Raw genomic sequence first — 21,404 nt, 5'->3', positions numbered from 1 at the left:
ATGCCTATGCATTTCAAATCAGATTCGTGTGCTCTTCAATTTGTTAACGGCGGATCCGCTTCATTTCCCGGGAAATCTCTTCATCCATCAGTTCATCGCGTTCGTTCAGCTCATGAACGATGTTTTGATAATCGTCTTCATTCCTGTTCTGGCTCATTTTGTATGCGGCCTGCACTTCTTCGACTTTCACTTTGAATCCGACGATGCCCTTGATCTGCTTGCGGGTCGTTTCGGACAAATTATCCCAAGTCGCCCCGTCCGAATCGTGACCTTCGTATTTATCAAGGAGTTTGATGAGATCGGTTTCCATCTCTGTCTCCGTCATCTGCCTGCAATGGCCGTAAAGGTGGACCGACTGGTAATTCCAGGTAGGCACGTTTTCATCTTCGTACCATGTGGAGGATATGTAGGCATGCGGTCCCTGGAACATGAGCAGAGTATTTTCGTGACCGTCAAAAGATTTCCACTGGTCATTGCCTTTGGAGATATGTCCGGTGATCGTCCACTCCCCGGCTGCATCCTCCTCCAGTATCATCGGTGTATGTGTTGCCTGCGGTTTCCCGTCTTTTACAGTGATGATGGTGCCAAAGCCATTTTGGTTGATGAAGTTTTTTATTTCATCAATATCGTCTACTTTAAAATGTTTTGGAATGTACATTTCATCTACTCCTCAATGTATAGTTGCATAATCAGGTCGGTCTGCCGGTCATCCCCCATCCAGAACTCATGTGAAGAGACATGGACGAAGCCCAGCCGTTCGTAGAAGCGGATGGCTTTGGGGTTCTTCTCCCATACACCGAGCCAGACCGAAGTCTTATCCAGTGAAGCTGCCACTTCCAGTGCATGCAGGAACAAAGCTTTTCCAAGGCCTTTACCCTGAAATTCCTCGAGGAGATAAATGCGTTCTATTTCCAATGCGTCTTCTCCCATATCTTCGGTCTGGGCGCCTGCAACGTTCAATTTCAAATAGCCTGCTGGCTCAGAAGCGTAATATATGAAATAAAAAAATGAATGCTCATCATTCAATTCGGCAATCATTTTCACATCTGTAAACGCTGTGTCAAGATAAGCAGCCATATTTTCAGGTGTGTTTTGTGGCCGGAATGTCTCGTCGAAAGTCCGGCGGCTCATATCTTGCAGCAATTTCAGGTCGTCAATCGTCACTTCGGTGATTTTTACAGTCATTTTGATGCTCCTGTCGTCATTCCCCAGTATCTTTCGGCCGCGGATTCTCTTTGGGGTGGATATAATTATAGTCTTCGATGTTTGCGGATTCTATCGTTCTCTCCGTTACTTCGTAAGGCTCGTAATAGTTCATTTCACTGATTTCAATGGAATCCTCAGTGACGGCTGTGACATAGGCGACGTGTCCGATCTCCCCTCTTGAAGTCTGTAAGATGGCACCTTCTTCAGGGTTCCGGTTCACTGTATAGCCGTCCGCTTCCGCACGATTTGCCCAATGTTCGGCATCACCCCAGCTTTTCTCGATCATGTTGGCATCGCCCTTCACAAGTTCGAAAACATGATAGGTGCACTCACCTTCATCATACGTGTTGTTTGCCATGGGATCGGGCAGAATCACATATTTGATATCTTCCCACAATCCCTCTTCGGACTGCCGGTCGGCATAATACACGCCGCCGATCATCAGAAGGACAACCAATGTAAATATTAATCTCTTCATATTTCACCCGTTCATTCAATATTAATCCGTTTATATCATATTCACCGGGCAATTTCCATTCAGCGGCACAAGCAGGCAAAAAAACTGCAGCCCGCAGGCTGCAGTTTATTTTTCTTCCGTCTGTCCGAGTATATTGGAACCTGTGATGAAGTACTTCTGGAATATGAAGAACAGCACTATGACAGGGAATAAAACCATCAGTGACCCGGCCATCAGGTAATGCCACTGAGTGGAACTCTGCTCCTTGAACACCTGCAGACCGAGCTGCAGCGTATAAAGCGATTCATCGTTCAAGTACAGCAGCGGGCCGAGGAAGTCATTCCATACACCATTGAATGAAAATATCGCAACGGTGAACAGTGCAGGCTTGACCATCGGCAGTGCAATCTTGAAGAATATATAGAAATGGTTTGCACCTTCCATTTTAGCCGCTTCAATCATGCTGTTCGGCACACCTTTGAAAAACTGGCGCAGCAGGAAGATGTTGAACGCACTTCCAAGGAATGCCGGCAGTATCAAAGGATAATACGTGTTCACCAGTCCAAGGTTCGCATAGATTACATACTGGGGGATCAAAGTGATGAACCCCGGCAGCATCATGGTGGAAAGGACGATGATGAAGAGTGTCTCACGCCCCCTGAACTGGATTTTGGCAAAGCCGTAAGCAATGAATGCATTGACGAATACGTTGCCGAGCACGACAAGTACAGTGATCATCGAAGTGTTTACAAAGTAAGTGAAGAACGGAATGATTTCAAAAACTGCTGCATAGTTTGAAAACTGAATATCTTCAGGAATGAAGTTAAAACCGCCCTGATATATCTCCTCCAGTGATTTCAAGGATATCGAGACCATCCAGAAGAGGGGTGCAATCATGAAAAGGGCGCCGACGATCAAAAGGACGAGATTGACAGATTTCCAAAATTTCATCTTCTTAGTGTTGTACATATTCAATCTCCTTCATAGTGGACCCATCTCTTGGACAACCAGAAGTTGAGAAGAGTGAGCAGCAGGACGATGACGAAGAGTATCCATGACATTGCCATGGCATAACCCATATCAAAGAGGTTGAACGCCCTGATCCACATATATAAGTTAAAGAACAGTAACGAGTTCTCCGGTGCGCCGGCATTATCCGCACTCATCACATAAGCTTCCTGGAAAATCTGGAAGGAGCCGATCGTACTTGTGACGATATCGAAGAAAATGATCGGCGACACCATCGGTAATGTAATTTTAAAGAACATCTGCACCCTTGTAGCCCCATCAATCTGTGCCGCTTCATAGAAGGTTTTAGGTATGCCCTGCATGGCGGCAAGATAAAGCAGCATACTGCCCCCGGCACTCCACAGCTTCATGAAGATCAACGAAGGCTTTGCCCAGTCGGGATCGAACAGCCAGTTCGGCCCGTCTATGCCGAACAGGGCCAGGAACTGGTTGACCAGCCCTGTCGATGGATCCAGAAGCTGCATCCACAGCAGGTATACCCCCACCCCGGACAGGATGGCCGGCAGATAGTAAATCGTCCTGAAGACCCTCATGCCCGGAATGTTCTGGTTCATCATCGTCGAAATCAGTATGGCGAGAATCGTCGTCAGCGGTACTGAGAATATTACAAAGTAAAAAGTGTTATACAATGACACCCAGAACAGATTATCGTTTGTAAAGAGGTTCTGGTAGTTATCCAGGCCGACGAAATCCATCCGGGAGACGACATTGTAATTTGTAAAGCTGCCGTACAGCGAGAACAGAAGCGGGCCCAGGGTGAGCGCCAGGAACCCGATTATCCAGGGAGAAATGAAGATATACCCGAATAAGTTTTCCTTCTTCCTATTCATATGACGGCCTACCGGTTATCTTCAACCAGTTGCTCCAGCTCTGACTGGGCATTTTCCAAACCACTTTCCACATCAGTGTTGCCGCTCACTATGGATTCAAAGATCGGATTGGCGGTTCCCGCATAATCCGGTGCGATGACAGGCTGAGGTGTCAGCAGTGTATTATCCATATTCTCAATCATCTGCGTATAGACCTCACGTCCGGCATCTGTGAATTCCCCGCTCTCGGCGGCACTGACACCAGCTTCTTCGTGGGCGACCAGGTCGAAGTTCTGTTCAGCCCAGTAAAGCTGAGCATCATAGTTGGTCAGGTATTCGATGAATTCATAGGATGCTTCGGGGTTGCTTGCGCCCATAGGGACTTCAGCCACGAACCCTCCACCCCAGGAAGTGTTCCCATTGCCCGGTTCACGTTCAGGAATCGGAGCGACGCCGAAATTCAGATCTTCAGCAAAATCACGCAGCTGCACATAGTAGTTTGCATTCTGCACCATCATCGCCACGTCTCCGGCCATGAACGGATCCTGCTGGGCATTCTCAAACTGGGAGTTGACGCTTGTGATCTGGTTCTGCCCATATTTTTCCTGGGAGTCGAGGATCCAGTTGAACGCTTCATGTACAGGTTCTGTATCCACCAGCACTTCCCCGTCTTCCTGCAGGTAATTCTCGCCGAGGGCATTCAGTATCCAGACATCCGTCCCTGCCCCGATCAGAGGGTAGAAGCCGATGCGCTCATAAGTGTCCCCTTCTTGTACATCCAACTGCCCGGCATATTCATCCAGCTCTTCCCATGTCTCAGGAGGCTGTTCGGGATCCAGTCCGGCTTCCTCAAAGAGATCTTTATTGTAGAACAGGATCTGGGTGTCCGTGTTGAACGGTAAAGCATAAACTTCATCATCATGGGTTGCTGCATCCATCATCTGATCGTAAAAACGACCTGTGACCTCTTCATCGACGTATTCAGTGATGGGTTCGATCTGGCCTTCCTCCGCACGCAGCTTGACCGTCATGATGTCATTGATGATGACGTCAGGCGGATCTCCTGCAGCAATTGCCGCCAGGTTCTTGGTCCAGATGTCCCCCCAAGGGGTGTAAGTATGCTGCACTTCAATTTCATCCTGGGAGTCATTGAAGTCTGTAATGATCTGGTCGATGACCGGTCTGCGCTGCTCTGAACCCCAGAAAGTCCAGAAATCCAGAACGATTTTTTCATCCTGTGCTTCCGCACCTTCGGAACCGCCGCTGTCTGATGAGCTATCAGAGTCGCCCGTGGTGAAGCCGCCGCAGGCCCCCAATATGACGGTGCTTAAAAATACTAAAAAGAAAATTTTCTTCATTACATTCAGTCCCTTCATATACATGTAATTCAAATATAAAAAATTCACTTCAATTGTAGCACAGCTTCTGCTTCTTCTCTATGAGTAAATAGAATATTTTAAATACTTGATGAACAGCAAAATAAAACCGGCCATCTGATGATGACCGGCTGAAGCGGGAACGGTGAAACTCATATTTTCAGTTTTCCCCGGAAGCCCCTGGAAGCATAATACGACTCGGCCCCGTTATGGTATGTGAAGGTTCTGCCGTAACGGTGATCAGAGAATAATGCACCGCCGAGCTCCCTGATTTCCTCAGGCGTCTCGATCCAGGACGAAGTTTTCAAGTCAAAGGATTCACTGGACTGAAGATTTCTGTAATCATCTTCTGTTAAAATCTCGATGCCGATCTCCGAAGCCACGTTCACTGCAGAGTTTTCAGGCTTATTTTTCTTCCTCGATCGAAGAGCAGCATGATCGTAGCAGAGACTGCGCCGGCCTTTCGGACTCTCTTGGGAGCAGTCCATGAATATGAACCCGTCCCCATCACGGCCGGTCACATCCGGTTCGCCGCCGGTAGCTTCCATTTCATTCAATGACCATAATTTCTCCGGGTCACTTTGCAGTCTGGATGCCACCTCCTGCCATGTAATGCCTGCGTGCCTGTGTGCATTTTGTGTGAATCTTTGTTCCAGCGTCTCCAATAAGCCGCTTTCTTCCTCCTGGGATAAAGCTCTTTTATTCATTGGAACAACCTCCCTCGTATATCGTTGAATATATTTTACAATAAAAGAAGACCGGCGCACAAAAATGCGGCCGGCCTGTTGAGCTGACTATATTCCCGGAGGGTCTTCCTTGGCCCTCTCTCTGTACTCCTCGAGATTTTCCTCATACTCTTCTGTCGAGCCTTTGACATAGTTTTCATAACGCTTTCTATCCGGACTGATCGTCAGGCCGAAGTATTTCCGCTCGGCATTTGCATCTTTAAAGAAAGCGAGGACCATCAGTATGACCACTATACTGAACGGCAGCGCCGATATGATGGCCGCCGACTGCAGAGCGTTGAGGCCTGTCGGCCCGCCCGCAAGCAGCAGTACATAAGCGATGGCGGACAGTGCGATGCCCCATGTGATCTTCACTTTACCTGTGGGCGTCAGTGAACCGAAAGACGTCTGCATGCCGATGACGTATGTCGCTGAGTCTGCAGATGTGATGAAGAAAGACGTCACGAGCAGCACGGCAATGAAGGATAGGATCAAACCTAATGGCAGCTGGTCGAAGACCGCGAACAACTGGGTCTCTGCCGGCAGTTCAAATATCCCGGGGAACTCCCGTCCGACAGAGACTCCGGTCATGCCGAAGGCGCTGAACCATATGATGCCGATCAGGGTCGGTACGAATAAAACCGCCATGACGAATTCACGTATGGTGCGGCCGCGTGAAACGCGTGCGATGAAGATGCCCACGAACGGGCTCCAGCTCATCCACCAGCCCCAGTAATAGATCGTCCAGGTGCTCATCCATTCACTCTTTTGGGCATCGAGCGGTGCCACATCGAAGCTCTGCGTCATAAAGGTGCCCAGGTACTGTCCGGTCCCTGCCGTCATCATATTCAGTATGAGTATGGTCGGACCGACGATCAGTATGAATAAGAGCAGAAGGCCGGCAAGGACCATATTCAAGTTGCTCAAATACTGGATGCCTTTGCTCAGGCCGGACCAGGCACTGATCAGGAATAAAACTGTGATTACAGCGATGATCACACCCTGTGAGACCAGGTTGACCGGTACACCGAATAAGTAATTCAGGCCGCCGTTGATCTGCATGGCGCCGATGCCGAGGGATACGGCAACACCAATCACTGTTGCGAAGACTGCGAGTACGTCCACGATGATCCCAAGCAGGCCATCAACACGGTCTCCGAATAATGGGCGGAGCACTTTGGACAGCAGGCCGACTTCGCCTTTCCTGAACTGTGAGTATGCCAGTGCCAGTGCGACGACACCATACATCGCCCATGCATGGAAACCGTAGTGAAGGAATGTGGACCGCATGGATTCGAGCATCGCTTCCCGGGTTTCAGGCTCTGCACTCGGGGGTGCGACATAATGCGACATCGGTTCCGACGCCCCATAGAACACGAGACCAATCCCCATGCCGGCGCTGAACAGCATGGCAAGCCATGATACCGTACGGAATTCCGGTTTTTCATCCGGCTTGCCGAGCTTTAATTTACCGATTGGACTGAGCAGTAAAAATACACAGAAGAAAACGAGCAATGTAGTCAGTATCATGTAATACCAACCGAAGTATTCAGTGATCCAATCAGATATCGAGCCGGAAATTTCCCCGAAACTGACCGGGAAAAATGCGCCGAGCAAGACGATGAGGACGATGACGACCACCCCGTAGATGAATACATCCGAAAATTTTCTGTTGCGTTGTCGTTTCGCCAAGATTTTTCCTCCTCCGTAACATGATATATTGTGTACAAATCATATAAAATTAAAGCAACGTTATTGATACTAACAATCGTGCTTCCGATTTTCAACCGGATTAAGTGGTTATTCCCCTTTTTTCACTTTATATACGGTCAAAATAAAAAGGCCAGGCCCCTTGATCCGGGTGCCTGGCCTCTGCAGGCATCATATATTGATGATGTCATAAGTTTTATTATCAATCTTTTTGATGGACCCTTCGTCTTCCAGTCTTTTGAAGTTGCGGGCGAGTGTTTCAGGCTGCATGCTCAGGTAGGATGCCAGTTCCTTTTTTGGCATCCCGAGTTTCAGGAATTCCCCTTCCGTATGAGTGCGTATATACTCCCGGAGCCTTTCAGTACTGCTGAGCAGTGATATATTCGTAGTCATTGATTCAGATTCATTCAACCTTTCGGCGAAGCTTTCAATGATCTTGATGGCGATATCCGGGTACTTCTGCATCAGTTCATATATGTCAGACCGCCTGATTGTACACACCTGTGCATCTTCCATGACTTCGGCATAGGACTCGTGGATGTTTTCATCGTTGAAAAGTGCGATTTCACCGGTGAAATCTGCATGGCCGAGCACCCTGACAAGCTGCTCCCTGCCTTCCGGGTTCAGCCTGTAGATTCTGATTCTGCCCTTGTGCAGCACCGACAGCGACTCATTCCGGTCTCCCGCCATGTACAGGTAGTCACCCTTCTTCAAGTGCTTATGGTTTATCTTGGAGAACACTTCGCGCAACTGCCCATCATCCAGATGGCTGAAGATGGGTACTCTGCTGACACACAACTGATGGCCTTTCAATTTCAATTGAATCATCTCCTGAATATTTTGTCCGCCTGTGCTTGATGCATACTAATTCAATTATAACATTGGTACGACCTCTGAAAAGGAAATGAGGTTGAGGCATATATGACGAATTAAAAGCACCCGAAAGGGTGCTTTTAAAGGAAATGCCGGTTAAACTGTGGCTTCTTTGGCTGCGACTTCTGCTTCGTTGTCTTTCCTGTTCATCGGCATCAGGCGCATTGCGTTGATGATGACTGCCAGGACGCTTGCCTGGTGGATGAGCATGCCGGAAGCAAGATGGATGTAGCCGTAGACGACTCCAAGCAGCAGGAGCACTACTGTGAGCAATGCGATCGCGGTGTTCTGCAGCATGACGTTGAATGTGGATTTCGACATGGTGTAGCCGATTGCAAGCTTGCTGAGCTTTTCACTCATCAGTACGACATCTGCAGTTTCCATTGCGATATCCGTGCCGCCGTGGCCGATTGCAACACCCACATCACTGAGTGCGAGTGCCGGTGCATCGTTGATGCCGTCGCCGACCATCATAACTTTACGTTTTGCCGCCTGCTCTTCTTCAATGTAGGCCATCTTCTCATCCGGAAGCAGTTCTGCATGGAATTCATCAAGGCCGAGGATATTTGCGACTTTTTCCGCTGCGTAACGGTTGTCACCCGTCAGCATGACAAGCTTCTTCGCGCCTTTATCACGCAGTGTCCGGACTGCTTCAAGTGCATCTTCCTTGATCCTGTCCATGATGGAGATCAAGCCGATGACTTCATCATTTTTCGTGATGAACATCGCCGTCCGCCCCTCTTTCTGCTCACTGATGTAATCTTCCAGGATGCCGTCGGAAACGTTGATGTTCTGTTCATCGATCAATTTCTTGTTGCCGATATAGTATTTGTCCCCCTCGATCACACCGCTGACACCGCGTGCTTTGATCGCTTCTGCATTTTCGACTTTGAAGCGGTCATCAAGTTTCCTGTCGTCTGCTTCTTTGATGATTGTGCGTCCAAGGTGGTGTTCACTCACCTGTTCGAGTGATGCCGAGAGAGCAAGGAGTTCATCTTCGTCCATACCATTGTAGACTGCGACGCTTGTCACACTCGGACGGCCTTCGGTCAATGTACCTGTCTTATCAAATATGACTGTATCGATTTTTGCGAACTGGTCGATCGTCTCGCCCCCTTTGACGAGGACACCTTTCTTCGCACTGTTGCCGATGCCTGCGACATATGCGACAGGTGCACCAATGATCAGGGCACCCGGGCATGCGATCACAAGGAATGTTATCGCAAGGTGTATGTTCTGCGTGATGGCTGCCACCAGTATTGCGAGAACTACGATGCCCGGCGTATAGTACTGTGCGAAACGGTTAAGGAATTTCTCGGTGCCGCTCTTACGTTCGGATGCTTCTTCCACCAGCTCGATGATTTTTGAAAATGTCGTATCCTCCCCGACTTTCACCGCTTCAAGTTCAATATATCCGCTATCTATGATACTGCCGCTGAACACTTCATCTTCCAGGGTTTTATTCTGCAGTACGGATTCACCGGAGATTGCGGATTCGTTGATCTGCGCCTTACCTTTGATGATTGTGCCGTCAACCGGGATTTTACCGCCCGGCTGGACGATGACTGTATCGCCGACTTCCACTTCATCAATATCTATTTCGACGATATCACCCTCCCGGATGACCCTTGCCGTATCAGGCGCCATATCGAGAAGCGACTGGATCGAGCTGCGCGTTTTGGCAAGGGTGCGCTTTTCGAGGAAAGCGCCGAAGAGGAACAGGAATGTCACAATCGCACCTTCCGTATATTCCTGGATGAATAATGCCCCTGCCACTGCAATGGTGATCAATAATTCAATGCTGAAACTTTTAACCGTGAGCGCGCTCCATGCGCGCTGGATGATCGGACCGATGCCGATCAGTGTCGCGAGTACGAATGTGACATCACGGATGACCGGTAAGCCTGCGAACATGAATATGAGGCCGATGATGATCAGTGCGCCGGATGTATACATCAATTTGTTCAAGTGTTTGTTAAACCATAGGGCCATGTTTGTCCCTCCTTATCATATTTTATGCGGATGATTTCACCGATTTGACCGGATATCCGAGTTTTTCTATCACATTTTTCAATTCGTCTCCTGTGACCGACTCGTCATGCTCCACCGTAACTTTGTTGAGGTTGAACTTTACGTCCACCTTGCTGACACCTTCTTTTTTACCGATACCGGACTCTATTTTCTTAATGCAGCTCGGACAAGTCAGATCTTCTGTTCTTAAGTTTGTTTTCATCACTGAAAACCCCTCCTTGATATATTTGTTTTCTTTATTAACTTAATTGTATGTCAATTCTTCAGATAAGGAATTGACCCAGGTCAAGTTTTGAAGAACTCTTTTTAAAGCGCTGGTTTCGTGCGGTTCACTTTTGTCACTTATAACTTTACCGGATTGTGGAGGGTTAAAAATTGACCCGGATCAAGAAATGATGTAAAGATCTTAGATTTTCCAAATAAAAAAACCGCACGCCATTCTTTGGAATGGACGTACGGTGTAAGGGTCATTCATGTGTCAGTGTTTCAGCGGCTTCGAACAGGACACGGGCGGCAGACATCATGCTGTCTTCATTGACATCGAACTTCTCATTGTGATGGCCGGCTGCAAGGTCGGTGCCGAAGATGCAGTAAGTCGCATAGCCCCCGCTTTTCTGCACGGCTTCCATGAAGTAGGTGGCGTCTTCAGAGCCTGCTGCGGAATTGTTCTCGAGCTCACTGGTGAGGCCGGCCTTCTCTGCCGACTTGTGCATGATTGATGCGAGTTCCGGTGAGCCCTTGGCGCTGATCGCTTCCCCTGCAAGGGTGATATCATAATCGACTTGGTGCATGATTGCCGCACCTTCAATGACTTTCTCGGCATAGGACTTCATGTATTCATTAAGTTCTGTTGTGGCGCCGCGTATTTCAACTTTTAATTCGGCGCTGTCGGGAATGATGTTCCTGCCGCTGCCTGCATGGATTTCCCCGACGTTGATGCGGGTGGCCCCGTCTGCATGCCTTGGGATGGAATGCAGGTTTAAAACCGCAGAAGCTGCGGCAAGCATCGCATTCTTCCCCTCTTCAGGATGACCGCCCGCATGTGAAGCGACGCCTTTGAATGATACATCGATTTTTGATGATGCCAGGAAACCGTTATTGGAAGCGATGAAATGGTTGAACGGCACATTCAGTCCGATATGTGAAGCGATGAAATAATCCACATCATCTGCAACCCCTGCTTCCACCATGGATCTCGCACCGCGGACCCCTTCTTCCGCCGGCTGGAAAATGAGCTTTATCCGCCCTCTCAGTTCATCCTTATGTTCACTGAGCATCGCAGCAAGCCCGAGACCGATTGTTGTGTGGACATCATGGCCGCATGCATGCATATTTTCATTGATCGACCGGAAACGGTTGCGGTTTGGGAAATGATTGTCCGCTTCACTTTCGTAGACGGGCAGTGCATCCATATCCACCCGGAATGCCACTGTCGGACCCGGTGTGCCGGTATCCAGTATGCCCACCACTGCTGTATAACCCTCTTCAAAGTGCGGTAAATATTTCTCCACCGCCCCGTGGCGCTTTGCCCATTCAAGATGGGCGGCTGTCGCTTTTTCATCCGGTTTACCCATGCAGAAATCAGGGTGCATGACCTCTCTGCCAAGCTGGACTTCGAACCCCAGTTCCTCAAGCTGTTCTGCGACTATGGAAGCGGTCCGCATCTCCAGGAATCCAAGTTCCGGATGCTTATGAAAATCCCTGCGCCAAGTGACCATTTGATTTTGAAGCCTTTTCATTTTCTCACCTCGTGATCATATTTGAATTTACAGTAAATTATATCACTAATATTTGAGATTGCCCTGTAAGGGTTGTAGAATTTATATATATCAGTATTGGAGGCAGTCCATATGGATGAAAAAGAAAAAATGATTGCCGGTGAATGGTACAACGCAAATTATGACCGGATATTATCGGAGGAAAGAAATAAAGCGCAGAACCTTTGTTATACATTCAATCAAATGAATCCCGGCGATGAAAAAGGAAGACAGAAAATCATTGTGGAACTGCTCGGTTATATACCTGAAAACCTCAATATATCGAGCCCTTTCATGGTGGATTACGGCTATCATGTGAAGTTCGGCAAAAATGTTTTCATCAATATGAACAGCTATTTCATGGACGGTGCGGAAATCACTTTGGGGGATAATGTGTTCATAGGTCCTTCATGCGGATTCTACACTGCCGAACATCCACTGGATGCAGCAGAGCGCCGCAAAGGGCTGGAGAAAGCTTCCCCAATCACTGTGGGTGACGACGTCTGGATCGGCGCGGGCGTGAGCGTTATGCCCGGCGTTACAATCGGGGAGAAATGCGTCATCGGGGCAGGCAGTGTCGTGACAAAAGACATCCCGCCCAACACCCTGGCAATGGGCGTCCCCTGTCATGTAATCAGGGAAATCGATTAAAAAACAACTCCGGCATCAAATGATGCGGGAGTTGTTTTTATGCGGCTCACCTTTTATGCGTAATACATGACGACCCATGTGATCATGAAGAGCCAAAGCACTACAGCTATGATAATGAAGGTAACGCTCCATTTGCTTATATCCTTACCTTCCCTGCGGTCGTTCTGTATCCTTTTTATAAAAGGGATGATGAAAAAGATCATTACAAGCGTACCCAAAATCGCCCTGAGAATCATTCTATCACCTTCCTGAATCTTTTTAACATGTGGTATTTTATGCATACCCGTTAGAGGAAGTTCTTAATTATAAAAGAAGATTCACAACCTGCTGCACCTGTAAGACACTCAGAAATCCACCGTGCGCTGGGCGTTATGATGGCGTAATGCATACCGTTATTTCTCTATAATGCCATGCGATACAACCCCTGTCACTTCACCATTTCGCTCAACTTCTCCATTATTTCAGCGGTATTTGTGCCGATACTTATTTCAACCGCCGCCAGGAAGCTGCCTTCCACTATCGGTGCATTGGCAATATGAATTTCGTGTTCACCTTCATACATTTCGACTGCCATCTCAAGGTTCATCAGGCTGGATCCGATATCGAAAAAACAGATGGTGTCACTTTCCACCTCGGAAAGCATATGGTCGATCTGGCCGATGTTCGTACCGATGCCCCCGCCGACACCGCCGGAGGCATGGACAGTGACGCCTTGAGCCATTTGTTCAATGAGCTCTTTTGTACCGGATGCAATATCTTTACTGTGACTGATGATTAAAATTTCGGTCATCATGCTTCCTCCTCAAGTGTAAATGCACTTAACAGATATACTGCGCTTTGGGCGCCGGGGTCCACCGTGCCCTTTGATTTTTCCTTGAAATATGCGGCACGTCCTTTTGTGGCGATCATATCTTTGGTATCATCCGCCAGTTTCTGAAGGTCCTCCAATTTGAGGGCGCCATCTTCACCCAGCACTTCTTTTGCCCTGGATATGACGTCGTACATCGTCTTTTCACCGCCGCTGACCTTGCCTTTGGAACTGACTGTTTCAGCGAAAATCTCAAGAAGCTCCCTGAGATTCTCCACATCAATTTCATCTTTTGCCGCTTCACTCATTTTGACGAAGCTGAAACCGTAGAGAGGACCGCTTGCGCCGCCGATTGAACCCATCAGTGCCATACCGGTCTGTTTGAGGATTTCCTGTGTACTGCTTTCCGTGACTTTTTCTTTTACGGCGTTGAACCCCCGCTTCATGTTCACCCCGTGATCCCCGTCACCGATTTCACGGTCCAGTGCGGTGAGTTCAGTCTCCTTTTCCGTAAAGGTTTCCTGCAGTTTGTGCAGCCTTTGCAGAAGCATCGTATTATTCATAAGTCTCCTCCTTAAAAGTGTGTGGATTCCGTCGGGGCATTCAATGCACTGACCACATGGTCGTCATGATCCAAAACAGTGATTGAAAAGCCCTGCATATCAAGCGCGGTCATATAATCACCGACAAGCAGTTTTGAGACTTTCACACCCTGATCATCCAGGGCGCTCATGACTTTGTCAGTGACGATGTACAGTTCGCTGAGCGGCGTCCCGCCCATTCCGTTGATCATCACGATCAATTCGTCATTGTCATTATATTTATAAAGTTCATTAAGCAGCCGGTCCACAATTTTATCCACGGATTCCATCTTTTCTCGGTATATACCCTTTTCCCCGTGGATGCCGATGCCAATCTCCATTTCCTCTTCACCGAGGTCAAAGCCGTATTCCCCTGTTGTAGGGACCATACATGGATGGATTGCCATGCCGATCGAATGCAGGCTGGTCATCATCTCTTCCACTTTTTCCTTGATCTGACCGAGTGTCTGACCCTTATCTGAAAGGCAGCCGGCATATTTATGGACGAGTACTGTCCCTGCCACACCGCGCCTCATTTCAGCGTCTTCTATTGCAATGTCGTCCCTGACGATTACAGAATCCACCTTATGCCCTTCCGCTTCAGCCATCTCTTTGGCCATATCGAAGTTCATGACATCACCGGAGTAATTTTTTATGATGAGAAGGACCCCGTCACCGTTGTCTGTATGCTTGATGGCTTCAAGCACTTTATCCGGTGTAGGAGACGTGAAGACTTCCCCGCAGACGGCTGCATCCAGCATGCCTTCAGCAACATATCCGGCATGCGCAGGCTCGTGGCCGCTGCCGCCACCGGTGATGAGTGCGACCCCCGATTCCTTCTTGTTCTTCCTGACGACGACGGTATCTGCGATGATTTCGATTTTCGAATCGGTGAATTTCAGGCCTTTCAGCATATCGCTCACAAAATGTTCCCGGCTGTTGATCAGTTTCTTCATTTTAAAATCCCCCTTTCCCTCCATTATACGCATTAACAATTCCATTGAAAATAAAAGACCGGTGAAATCGGCATGCAGTCCATTAATAACATTGGACAAATTGAACAAAGAAATGGAAAATGGTGAAGAGAAGGAATTACGCAGTAAATGGAGTTTTGAAAATGAGGATAGGCATCATATCTGATTTGCATATTGACCGTTATAATAACAGTGAAGACAATATACCATTATATGAGGAAGCTCTGATTAATGAGGTAAAAGACCGCAATGTAGAATTGCTGCTGATTGCAGGCGATATCTCAAACAGTTATGAACTGACGATGGATTTCATCCGCACAGTTGCAGAGGAAAGCGGCACTGAAATCAAGTTTGTTCCCGGCAATCACGATCTCTGGCAGAAGGAAATCACGCAGGATACCGAGGAAGTTCTGAAGCGTTATGCCGAGCAGCCCGAATGCCTCGTGGAACGCCCTTATATCGTCAATGAGGAATGGGCGATAGCGGGGCACACCGGCTGGTACGACTACACATATGCCTCCGGGGAGTTTTCTTACAACCGGCTGGAGAAGCGTGCGTATTACGGCGGAACATGGCAGGATAAACATAATATCGCATGGCGTTATAACGATGTCGAGATGTCCAGGCAGTTCTCACAGACAGTGAGGAGAGATCTTGAACCCCTTGGTAATAGGAAAATCATACTCGTAACGCACATCGTTACATCAAAGCGCTTCAGGGTGCCGATGCCGCACAGGCTTTTCGACTATTACAATGCCTTCATAGGGACGAGCGACTTCGATGCAATATGCAACGATTTCCCGGTGCATTACAGCATCATGGGACATGTACATTTCCGGCATTCGCTCACGGAAAACGGCATCACTTATATATGCCCGTGTCTCGGATACAAAAGGGAATGGCGGACAGATGATATAAGAACCGAGATTGGAAATGCATTTTATGTCATAGAAATTTAAAATGGATGGAAGGGAGGGGATTGAGCATGGAAACTTTTGAGGATTATATCCGGACGATCGAAGATTCATCGCGTGAGGCGCAGTTCAAAGAAATCATCAGCTGGATCGACTCAAACTATCCTGAGCTGGAGCAGGAAGTGAAATGGAACACGCCGATGTACACTTCAAACGGCACATTCATACTCGGCATCGACAGTTCGAAGAAGCACATTTCCATCTCACCGGAAGAAAAGACGATGGAATTTTTCACAGAAGAAATCGAGGAAGCAGGCTATTCGCAGACTAAGGGACTGTTCCGCATCAAGTATTCAGATGAAGTGGACTACGGGCTGCTCAAAAAAATGATCGACTACAATATCGAAGATAAAAAGGATTATGATAAATTCTGGCGATGATGCCCATCTGCTGTATTTGATCATATTCATAAAGAGAATGCATTATTGAAAGGATTTCGTCATGGCTAAGTTATATTACCGTTTTGGCACGATGCAGAGCAACAAGAGCAACCAGATCATCACGACACATTACCAGTACACGACCCAGGGCAAGAGGTGCCTGGCGTATTCCACTCCGGTGGATACGAGGAGCGGCTTTAAGAAGATAGAATCCAGGATCGGCCTTGAACTGGATGCGGAGTATGTGACCGACAATATATTCAATGAAGTGAAGGCCGCGCATGCCGAGGAGAAGGTTTACGCAGTTCTGGTGGACGAAGCGCAGTTTTTAAGAAAGTCAGAAGTGCATCATTTGAGTGATATCGCTGATGAGCTGGATATCCCCGTCATCGCCTTCGGACTTAAAACCGACTTCCGCAACCAGCTTTTCGAAGGCAGCAAGGCACTTCTTGAACTGGCTGATGCAATCGATGAGTTGAAGACAGTGTGCCAGTACTGCAACAAAAAGGCGACGCTGAATATGAGGATGATGAACGGAGAGCCGGTCAACGTGGGCGAAACGATCCAGATCGGGGATGAGGAATACGTCCCCGTCTGCAGGAAATGCTATAAAGAACGCCTGCCCCTGGTATAGGGGACAGCCGATATGTGATCATATCGGCTATTTTTATTGTATAATCATGGGAATAAAAGTTTTAATCAAATTTTAAGATGCCTCTAATCATCTTTCCAGTTCCGGAATGTATGATGGTGATGAGGGGACGATGTTCCGGGAGGGGAAACTATGCCTAAAATTTTAATTGTCGAAGATGATGAAAAGATCGCCCGCGTAATCCAGCTTGAACTGGAGTTTGAATCCTACGATGTCACCAACGCATACACCGGCAAAGAAGCACTGGAACTGTATGAAAAAGAAGGGTTCGATCTGATTCTGCTCGATGTCATGATCCCTGAATTGAACGGTCTTGAAGTACTGAGGAGGATACGCCAGAAAGATGAACATATACGCATCATAATGCTGACGGCCCGGGATGCTGTGATGGATAAGGTCAGCGGCCTCGATTCGGGTGCAAATGATTATATGACGAAGCCGTTTGAGATAGAAGAACTGCTTGCACGCATCCGCGCCCAGCTCAAAGAAAGTTCATACCGACCGGCAGCCCGAGATGAGCTGGAATTCAGGCATATCCAGGTGCGTCCGTCGACAAGGGAAGTTTTCATAGAAGATGAAGATGTGCATCTGACCCAGAAAGAGTATGATTTATTTTATTATCTTTTGACGAATAAAAACCAGGTGCTCTCGCGGGAACAGATCATTGAAGCGGTATGGGGATATGACTATTTCGGCGATACGAACACGGTGGATGTATATGTCAGGTATCTGCGTAAAAAAATCGACCGGGAAGCCCCGTCCGTGATTTCCAGCGTCAGGGGCATCGGTTATATGATAAAGGACTAACTGATGATGAAACTGGGAACGAAAATCCAACTTTATATCACAGTGATGTCAGCGGTCGTCGTCATACTTATTAATATATTCGTCTATTACAGCTACCAGAACTTCTCGCTGGATGCCGAAATGAACCAGTTGGAGGGACGCGGCATCAATATAATGCAGGAGCTCCAAAATGCGGAGGAAAACGATGTCAACAGACGGGCGGTACTGCAGTCGCATCTGCTCTCGGACGGTTTCATCACCCTCATCAGTGAAGCAGGGGAGCAGGAACTTAGGATATCGACCAGTGCGAACTACTCCGAAAGCTTTGCGCCTTACAGCACAGGGCAGTATACCGACGTTGTAACGTATGGCGATATACATTTTGTGATGGTTTCCCTGCCGATCATCTGGGAAAACGGCGAGGTGTACAACCTGCAGATTTATGAAAACATTGAGTTCATTTATGACACATTCAGCATTTTGCAGTGGATATTGATCATTTCAACGGTCATCATCATCGTGGTGATCTATCTCCTGAACCGGCTCATCACCAACACCATCATCCAACCGATCAACAAGCTGATCGGCAAGATGAAGGAGACAGAAAATACGAGCGGTTATACGATGCTTGAAGTGAATGACAACGATACGAAGGAATTGAAGGACTTATCGGAATCGTTCAATGAGATGATGCTCGACCTTAAAAAGAATGATGAACACCAGCAGGCTTTCATAATGAATGCATCCCATGAGCTGAAGACGCCGATCACTGTCATCGACTCCTACAGCCAGATGCTGAAGCGATTCGGCAAGACAAGGGAAGATATCCTTGATGAAAGCATCCATGCGATTTCTGATGAAGCAAAACGGATGAAGTATTTGACCGAACAATTGCTGAGCTTCAGCAAGGCCGCACAGGCAAGGGAGAATTTCAGGCCGGAGCGGCTGAATATAGTGCGTATGGCGGAAGGGATCAAATCCCGGCTGGAGCCGGTGTATAAAAGAGCCATCCATCTTAAGAGCCCCGACAGTGAGGTCATTGTTGAAGCAGATCCGGACAGTCTGGATCAGCTGCTTAAAATCTTCCTGGATAATGCCTATAAATACAGCTCGGACGACATCACCATTGAAATTGGAAAAGATGGTGATGAAGTGGTTGTGGATATCACTGATCAAGGCATCGGGATTCCGGAAGAAGATCTCGATAAAATATTCGACCGCTTCTACCGGGTCGATAAAGCCAGGGCGAGAAAGACAGGCGGTTCCGGTCTCGGCTTATCCATTGCAGATGAGCTCGCCAAAGTGAATGGCATCACCCTCGGTGTCAGAAGCCGGGTCGGTTCAGGTACGACATTCACACTGAGGTTCGACGGAGTAAAGGAGTGAAAAGATGAAAATCGGTAAATTGCTGATTGCGGCAGGCGCGGTGATGCTCGGCGTCATAATCGGCATCGCCTATATGAACTTTACAGCAGCGGACTACATGGATGAAGAGGAAGTCCGTGCGATTGTACAGGAGCGTTATCAGGGCGATGTAAGCAATGTCTCGCTCGGGACTGACGATGAGTATTTTGTGGTAAGCGTCGATGATGAAGAATACTTGTATGAAATTACGATAAACAGGTCGGAAGGCCGGGTGGTGGATATAACATCATCTGAAAACCCGGATTATGAAGCGGAAACCATGGAAGAAGATGAAGGTGGGCAGCATGCGGAGCCCGAAACGGGGAAACCGGCAAAAGACACTCCTGATGAGGGACCTGATCTGATAACGGCAGAAGAAGCGAGGGATATCGCGATGGAGGAAGTCGGGGGATTATTCCTCCACTCCACATTGAATACAGACATAACCCCGAATGAGTATTTGATTGCAAATCTGATCGACGGTGACGATGAAGGGGCCATCGTCTCCATCAATGCCGTAAATGGAAGCGTCAATAAGGTGATATTCCTCGATATAGAGTTCGATGAGATCGGGGATTTGGAAACCTTCATGCGGCAGGTGGCTGAATCCAATGCCCAAAACCAGAATTACTATATAGAATATGACGACTGGGATGACGACTGGGACGATGATTGATGACGTCAGGGAAGCGGGTGATGGCACCTGCTTCCTTTTTTTCATACCTCGTCACTAGGCTTTATTTTCGGGATGTTCTCTGGTATATTTTAAAAGACGATTGGACACGGGGAGGTCGGACTTTTGATTACAATGACCAATGTCACCAAGACATATGAGGGGCAGGAAGGTGCATTCAATGCAGTGGATGATGTGTCGCTTGAAATCGGTGAAAATGAGATTTTTGGACTGATCGGGGAGAGCGGTGCTGGAAAATCCACGATATTAAGGTTCATCAATGCGCTTGAGACACCGACGGAGGGCACCGTTGAAGTGGACGGGACGGACGTCTTCTCCTTACCCAAAAAGAGATTGAGGCAGCACCAGAAAAGCATCGGTATGATCTTTCAGCAGTTCAATCTGCTGAATAATAAGACTGTCAGGGAAAATGTCAGGCTGCCGTTGGAGCTGCATAAATATAACGATCCCCTGAGCGTCGGCGAGGTGCTGGATTTTGTCGGTCTTGGCGGGAAATCGGACCGTTACCCCGGACAGCTGTCGGGCGGTGAAAAGCAGCGTGTCGGCATCGCGCGTGCACTCATCACCCGGCCTAAAATACTCCTTTGTGATGAACCGACATCTGCGCTTGATGAAAGTACGACGGAAGAAATCGTCGGGGTGTTGAAAAGGGCACATGAAACTTTCGGCATGACGGTGCTTGTGGTGACCCATGAACTGGATGTCGTCAAAAGCATGTGTGAACGTTGTGCGGTTTTGGAAAATGGTCATCTGGTCGATATCATAGATATCGCCCGCGGGGAAGAGAGGCGCAGTTATGATTCATATCACCAGCGTGTTTTGGAGGTATTGAAAGATGCCTGATACTTTCCAGGAGTATATCACGCGGGTCATAGAATACTGGCCGGCATTATTCGAGAGCCTTTGGGAGACGGGCATCATGATGGGGTTTGCGATGGTGGCGGCCATCGCACTCGGACTTCCGCTTGGAACGCTTTTATTCCTGACGGCGAGGGGACAGCCGATGCAGAATGTCTTCATCTATCAGCTGTCCAACGCATTTGTCAATATCGTCAGATCATTCCCTTTCCTGCTGCTTGTCGTCGCGATGCAGCCGTTCATCCGGGCGGTGTACGGCCGTGCAACCGGTGATCCGGTGGCGGCATCTTTTCCCATGATGCTCATCGCCATCGCACTCTATGCACGCTTCGTGCAGCAATCGTTGCTGGATGTGCCAAAAGGGGTGACGGAGACCGCCCAGTCCATGGGAGCGTCGATTCCGCAGCTGGTGTGGAAGTTCCTGTTTGTAGAATCCAGAAGTTCATTGATCATCGGATTCACCACCGCTTTCGTCAGCTTCATATCCTACTCCACCATCATGGGTGTGGTCGGCGGCGGCGGGATCGGGGATTTCGCCATCCGTTATGGTTATCAGAGATATGAAACGGACATCATGTACACTGCAATCATCGTCATCATCATCATCGTCCAGCTGATTCAATGGTGGGGGCTGAGGCTGGCCAAAAAACTGGATAAAAGATAAATGAA

Annotated in this window: 25 protein-coding genes; 9 read left to right on the top strand and 16 right to left on the bottom strand. The window is 48.2% G+C overall.

All coding sequences use genetic code 11. From position 1 onward, the window contains the following. Positions 1–43 precede the first annotated feature (43 nt). The 12 genes from LPW40_RS10960 to LPW40_RS10905 form a co-directional block, all read right to left on the bottom strand. The gene (locus LPW40_RS10960) at positions 44–658 is read right to left on the bottom strand and encodes an FMN-binding negative transcriptional regulator (protein WP_230822282.1); all 615 of its coding nucleotides are present in this window, start codon (positions 656–658) and stop codon (positions 44–46) included. A gap of 5 nt (positions 659–663) precedes the next feature. Continuing rightward, complete coding sequence (locus tag LPW40_RS10955; protein WP_230822281.1) at positions 664–1,185, bottom strand: GNAT family N-acetyltransferase; 522 nt, start codon at positions 1,183–1,185, stop codon at positions 664–666. A gap of 16 nt (positions 1,186–1,201) precedes the next feature. Further along, positions 1,202–1,684 carry a CHAP domain-containing protein gene (locus tag LPW40_RS10950; RefSeq protein WP_230822280.1) on the bottom strand — a complete coding sequence of 161 codons (483 nt, stop codon included), beginning with the start codon at positions 1,682–1,684 and terminating at the stop codon, positions 1,202–1,204. 105 nt (positions 1,685–1,789) lie between these two features. Continuing rightward, on the bottom strand, positions 1,790–2,632 hold the full coding sequence (locus tag LPW40_RS10945) for a carbohydrate ABC transporter permease (protein WP_230822279.1): 843 nt from the start codon (positions 2,630–2,632) through the stop codon (positions 1,790–1,792). A 2-nt stretch (positions 2,633–2,634) separates the two neighbouring features. Beyond that, positions 2,635–3,522 (bottom strand): carbohydrate ABC transporter permease, encoded by an 888-nt coding sequence (locus tag LPW40_RS10940; protein ID WP_230822278.1) that lies wholly within the window; start codon positions 3,520–3,522, stop codon positions 2,635–2,637. Positions 3,523–3,530: 8 nt separating this feature from the next. Further along, positions 3,531–4,859, bottom strand: a complete 1,329-nt coding sequence (locus tag LPW40_RS10935; RefSeq protein ID WP_230822277.1) for an ABC transporter substrate-binding protein — start codon at positions 4,857–4,859, stop codon at positions 3,531–3,533. A 170-nt stretch (positions 4,860–5,029) separates the two neighbouring features. Further along, on the bottom strand, positions 5,030–5,584 hold the full coding sequence (locus LPW40_RS10930) for a DUF4256 domain-containing protein (RefSeq protein ID WP_230822276.1): 555 nt from the start codon (positions 5,582–5,584) through the stop codon (positions 5,030–5,032). Between the two features lie 87 nt (positions 5,585–5,671). Continuing rightward, entirely contained in the window at positions 5,672–7,294 is a 1,623-nt protein-coding gene (locus LPW40_RS10925; protein WP_230822275.1) for a BCCT family transporter, read from the bottom strand. 189 nt (positions 7,295–7,483) lie between these two features. Continuing rightward, positions 7,484–8,131: a Crp/Fnr family transcriptional regulator gene (locus LPW40_RS10920; protein WP_230822274.1), complete on the bottom strand. Its 648-nt coding sequence runs from the start codon at positions 8,129–8,131 to the stop codon at positions 7,484–7,486. Between the two features lie 150 nt (positions 8,132–8,281). After that, complete coding sequence (locus LPW40_RS10915) at positions 8,282–10,177, bottom strand: heavy metal translocating P-type ATPase (RefSeq protein WP_230822273.1); 1,896 nt, start codon at positions 10,175–10,177, stop codon at positions 8,282–8,284. Positions 10,178–10,199: 22 nt separating this feature from the next. Continuing rightward, the gene (locus LPW40_RS10910; RefSeq protein ID WP_097040692.1) at positions 10,200–10,418 is read right to left on the bottom strand and encodes a heavy-metal-associated domain-containing protein; all 219 of its coding nucleotides are present in this window, start codon (positions 10,416–10,418) and stop codon (positions 10,200–10,202) included. Positions 10,419–10,683: 265 nt separating this feature from the next. Then, positions 10,684–11,934 (bottom strand): amidohydrolase, encoded by a 1,251-nt coding sequence (locus LPW40_RS10905; protein WP_230822272.1) that lies wholly within the window; start codon positions 11,932–11,934, stop codon positions 10,684–10,686. Between the two features lie 132 nt (positions 11,935–12,066). Here LPW40_RS10905 and LPW40_RS10900 point away from each other — a divergent pair, with 132 nt between their 5' ends. Beyond that, complete coding sequence (locus LPW40_RS10900; protein WP_230822271.1) at positions 12,067–12,624, top strand: sugar O-acetyltransferase; 558 nt, start codon at positions 12,067–12,069, stop codon at positions 12,622–12,624. Positions 12,625–12,677: 53 nt separating this feature from the next. Here LPW40_RS10900 and LPW40_RS10895 read toward each other — a convergent pair whose 3' ends face one another. From LPW40_RS10895 to dhaK, 4 genes are all read right to left on the bottom strand, one after another. After that, positions 12,678–12,860 (bottom strand): hypothetical protein, encoded by a 183-nt coding sequence (locus LPW40_RS10895; RefSeq protein ID WP_230822270.1) that lies wholly within the window; start codon positions 12,858–12,860, stop codon positions 12,678–12,680. A gap of 191 nt (positions 12,861–13,051) precedes the next feature. Continuing rightward, positions 13,052–13,414 (bottom strand): dihydroxyacetone kinase phosphoryl donor subunit DhaM, encoded by a 363-nt coding sequence (gene dhaM / locus LPW40_RS10890; RefSeq protein WP_230822269.1) that lies wholly within the window; start codon positions 13,412–13,414, stop codon positions 13,052–13,054. After that, on the bottom strand, positions 13,414–13,995 hold the full coding sequence (gene dhaL / locus LPW40_RS10885) for a dihydroxyacetone kinase subunit DhaL (protein ID WP_230822268.1): 582 nt from the start codon (positions 13,993–13,995) through the stop codon (positions 13,414–13,416). Before dhaL ends, dhaM begins: the two co-directional genes overlap by 1 nt. Before the next feature lie 11 nt (positions 13,996–14,006). Continuing rightward, entirely contained in the window at positions 14,007–14,969 is a 963-nt protein-coding gene (dhaK, locus tag LPW40_RS10880; protein WP_230822267.1) for a dihydroxyacetone kinase subunit DhaK, read from the bottom strand. Positions 14,970–15,130: 161 nt separating this feature from the next. Between dhaK and LPW40_RS10875 the strand changes: the two genes are divergently transcribed. The 8 genes from LPW40_RS10875 (at position 15,131) to LPW40_RS10840 (ending at position 21,399) form a co-directional block, all read left to right on the top strand. Then, a complete protein-coding gene (locus LPW40_RS10875; protein ID WP_230822266.1) occupies positions 15,131–15,946 on the top strand; it encodes a metallophosphoesterase in 816 nt (271 codons plus the stop codon). 26 nt (positions 15,947–15,972) lie between these two features. Then, entirely contained in the window at positions 15,973–16,341 is a 369-nt protein-coding gene (locus LPW40_RS10870) for an iron chaperone (RefSeq protein ID WP_230822265.1), read from the top strand. 61 nt (positions 16,342–16,402) lie between these two features. After that, positions 16,403–16,975, top strand: a complete 573-nt coding sequence (locus LPW40_RS10865) for a thymidine kinase (protein WP_230822264.1) — start codon at positions 16,403–16,405, stop codon at positions 16,973–16,975. A gap of 150 nt (positions 16,976–17,125) precedes the next feature. After that, positions 17,126–17,800, top strand: a complete 675-nt coding sequence (locus LPW40_RS10860) for a response regulator transcription factor (RefSeq protein WP_230822263.1) — start codon at positions 17,126–17,128, stop codon at positions 17,798–17,800. Between the two features lie 3 nt (positions 17,801–17,803). Beyond that, positions 17,804–19,165: a sensor histidine kinase gene (locus tag LPW40_RS10855; protein WP_230822262.1), complete on the top strand. Its 1,362-nt coding sequence runs from the start codon at positions 17,804–17,806 to the stop codon at positions 19,163–19,165. 4 nt (positions 19,166–19,169) lie between these two features. Then, positions 19,170–19,859 (top strand): PepSY domain-containing protein, encoded by a 690-nt coding sequence (locus LPW40_RS10850; protein WP_230822261.1) that lies wholly within the window; start codon positions 19,170–19,172, stop codon positions 19,857–19,859. 132 nt (positions 19,860–19,991) lie between these two features. Further along, on the top strand, positions 19,992–20,720 hold the full coding sequence (locus tag LPW40_RS10845; RefSeq protein ID WP_230822360.1) for a methionine ABC transporter ATP-binding protein: 729 nt from the start codon (positions 19,992–19,994) through the stop codon (positions 20,718–20,720). Then, positions 20,713–21,399 (top strand): methionine ABC transporter permease, encoded by a 687-nt coding sequence (locus tag LPW40_RS10840; RefSeq protein ID WP_230822260.1) that lies wholly within the window; start codon positions 20,713–20,715, stop codon positions 21,397–21,399. The genes LPW40_RS10845 and LPW40_RS10840 overlap by 8 nt, the downstream gene beginning before the upstream one ends. Positions 21,400–21,404 lie beyond the last annotated feature (5 nt).

The organism is Salinicoccus halitifaciens (genome assembly GCF_021026095.1).
GTDB classification, from domain to species: domain Bacteria; phylum Bacillota; class Bacilli; order Staphylococcales; family Salinicoccaceae; genus Lacicoccus; species Lacicoccus halitifaciens.
The sequence above is the reverse complement of the archived record's forward strand: the minus strand, read 5'-3'. Positions and strand labels throughout refer to the sequence as shown.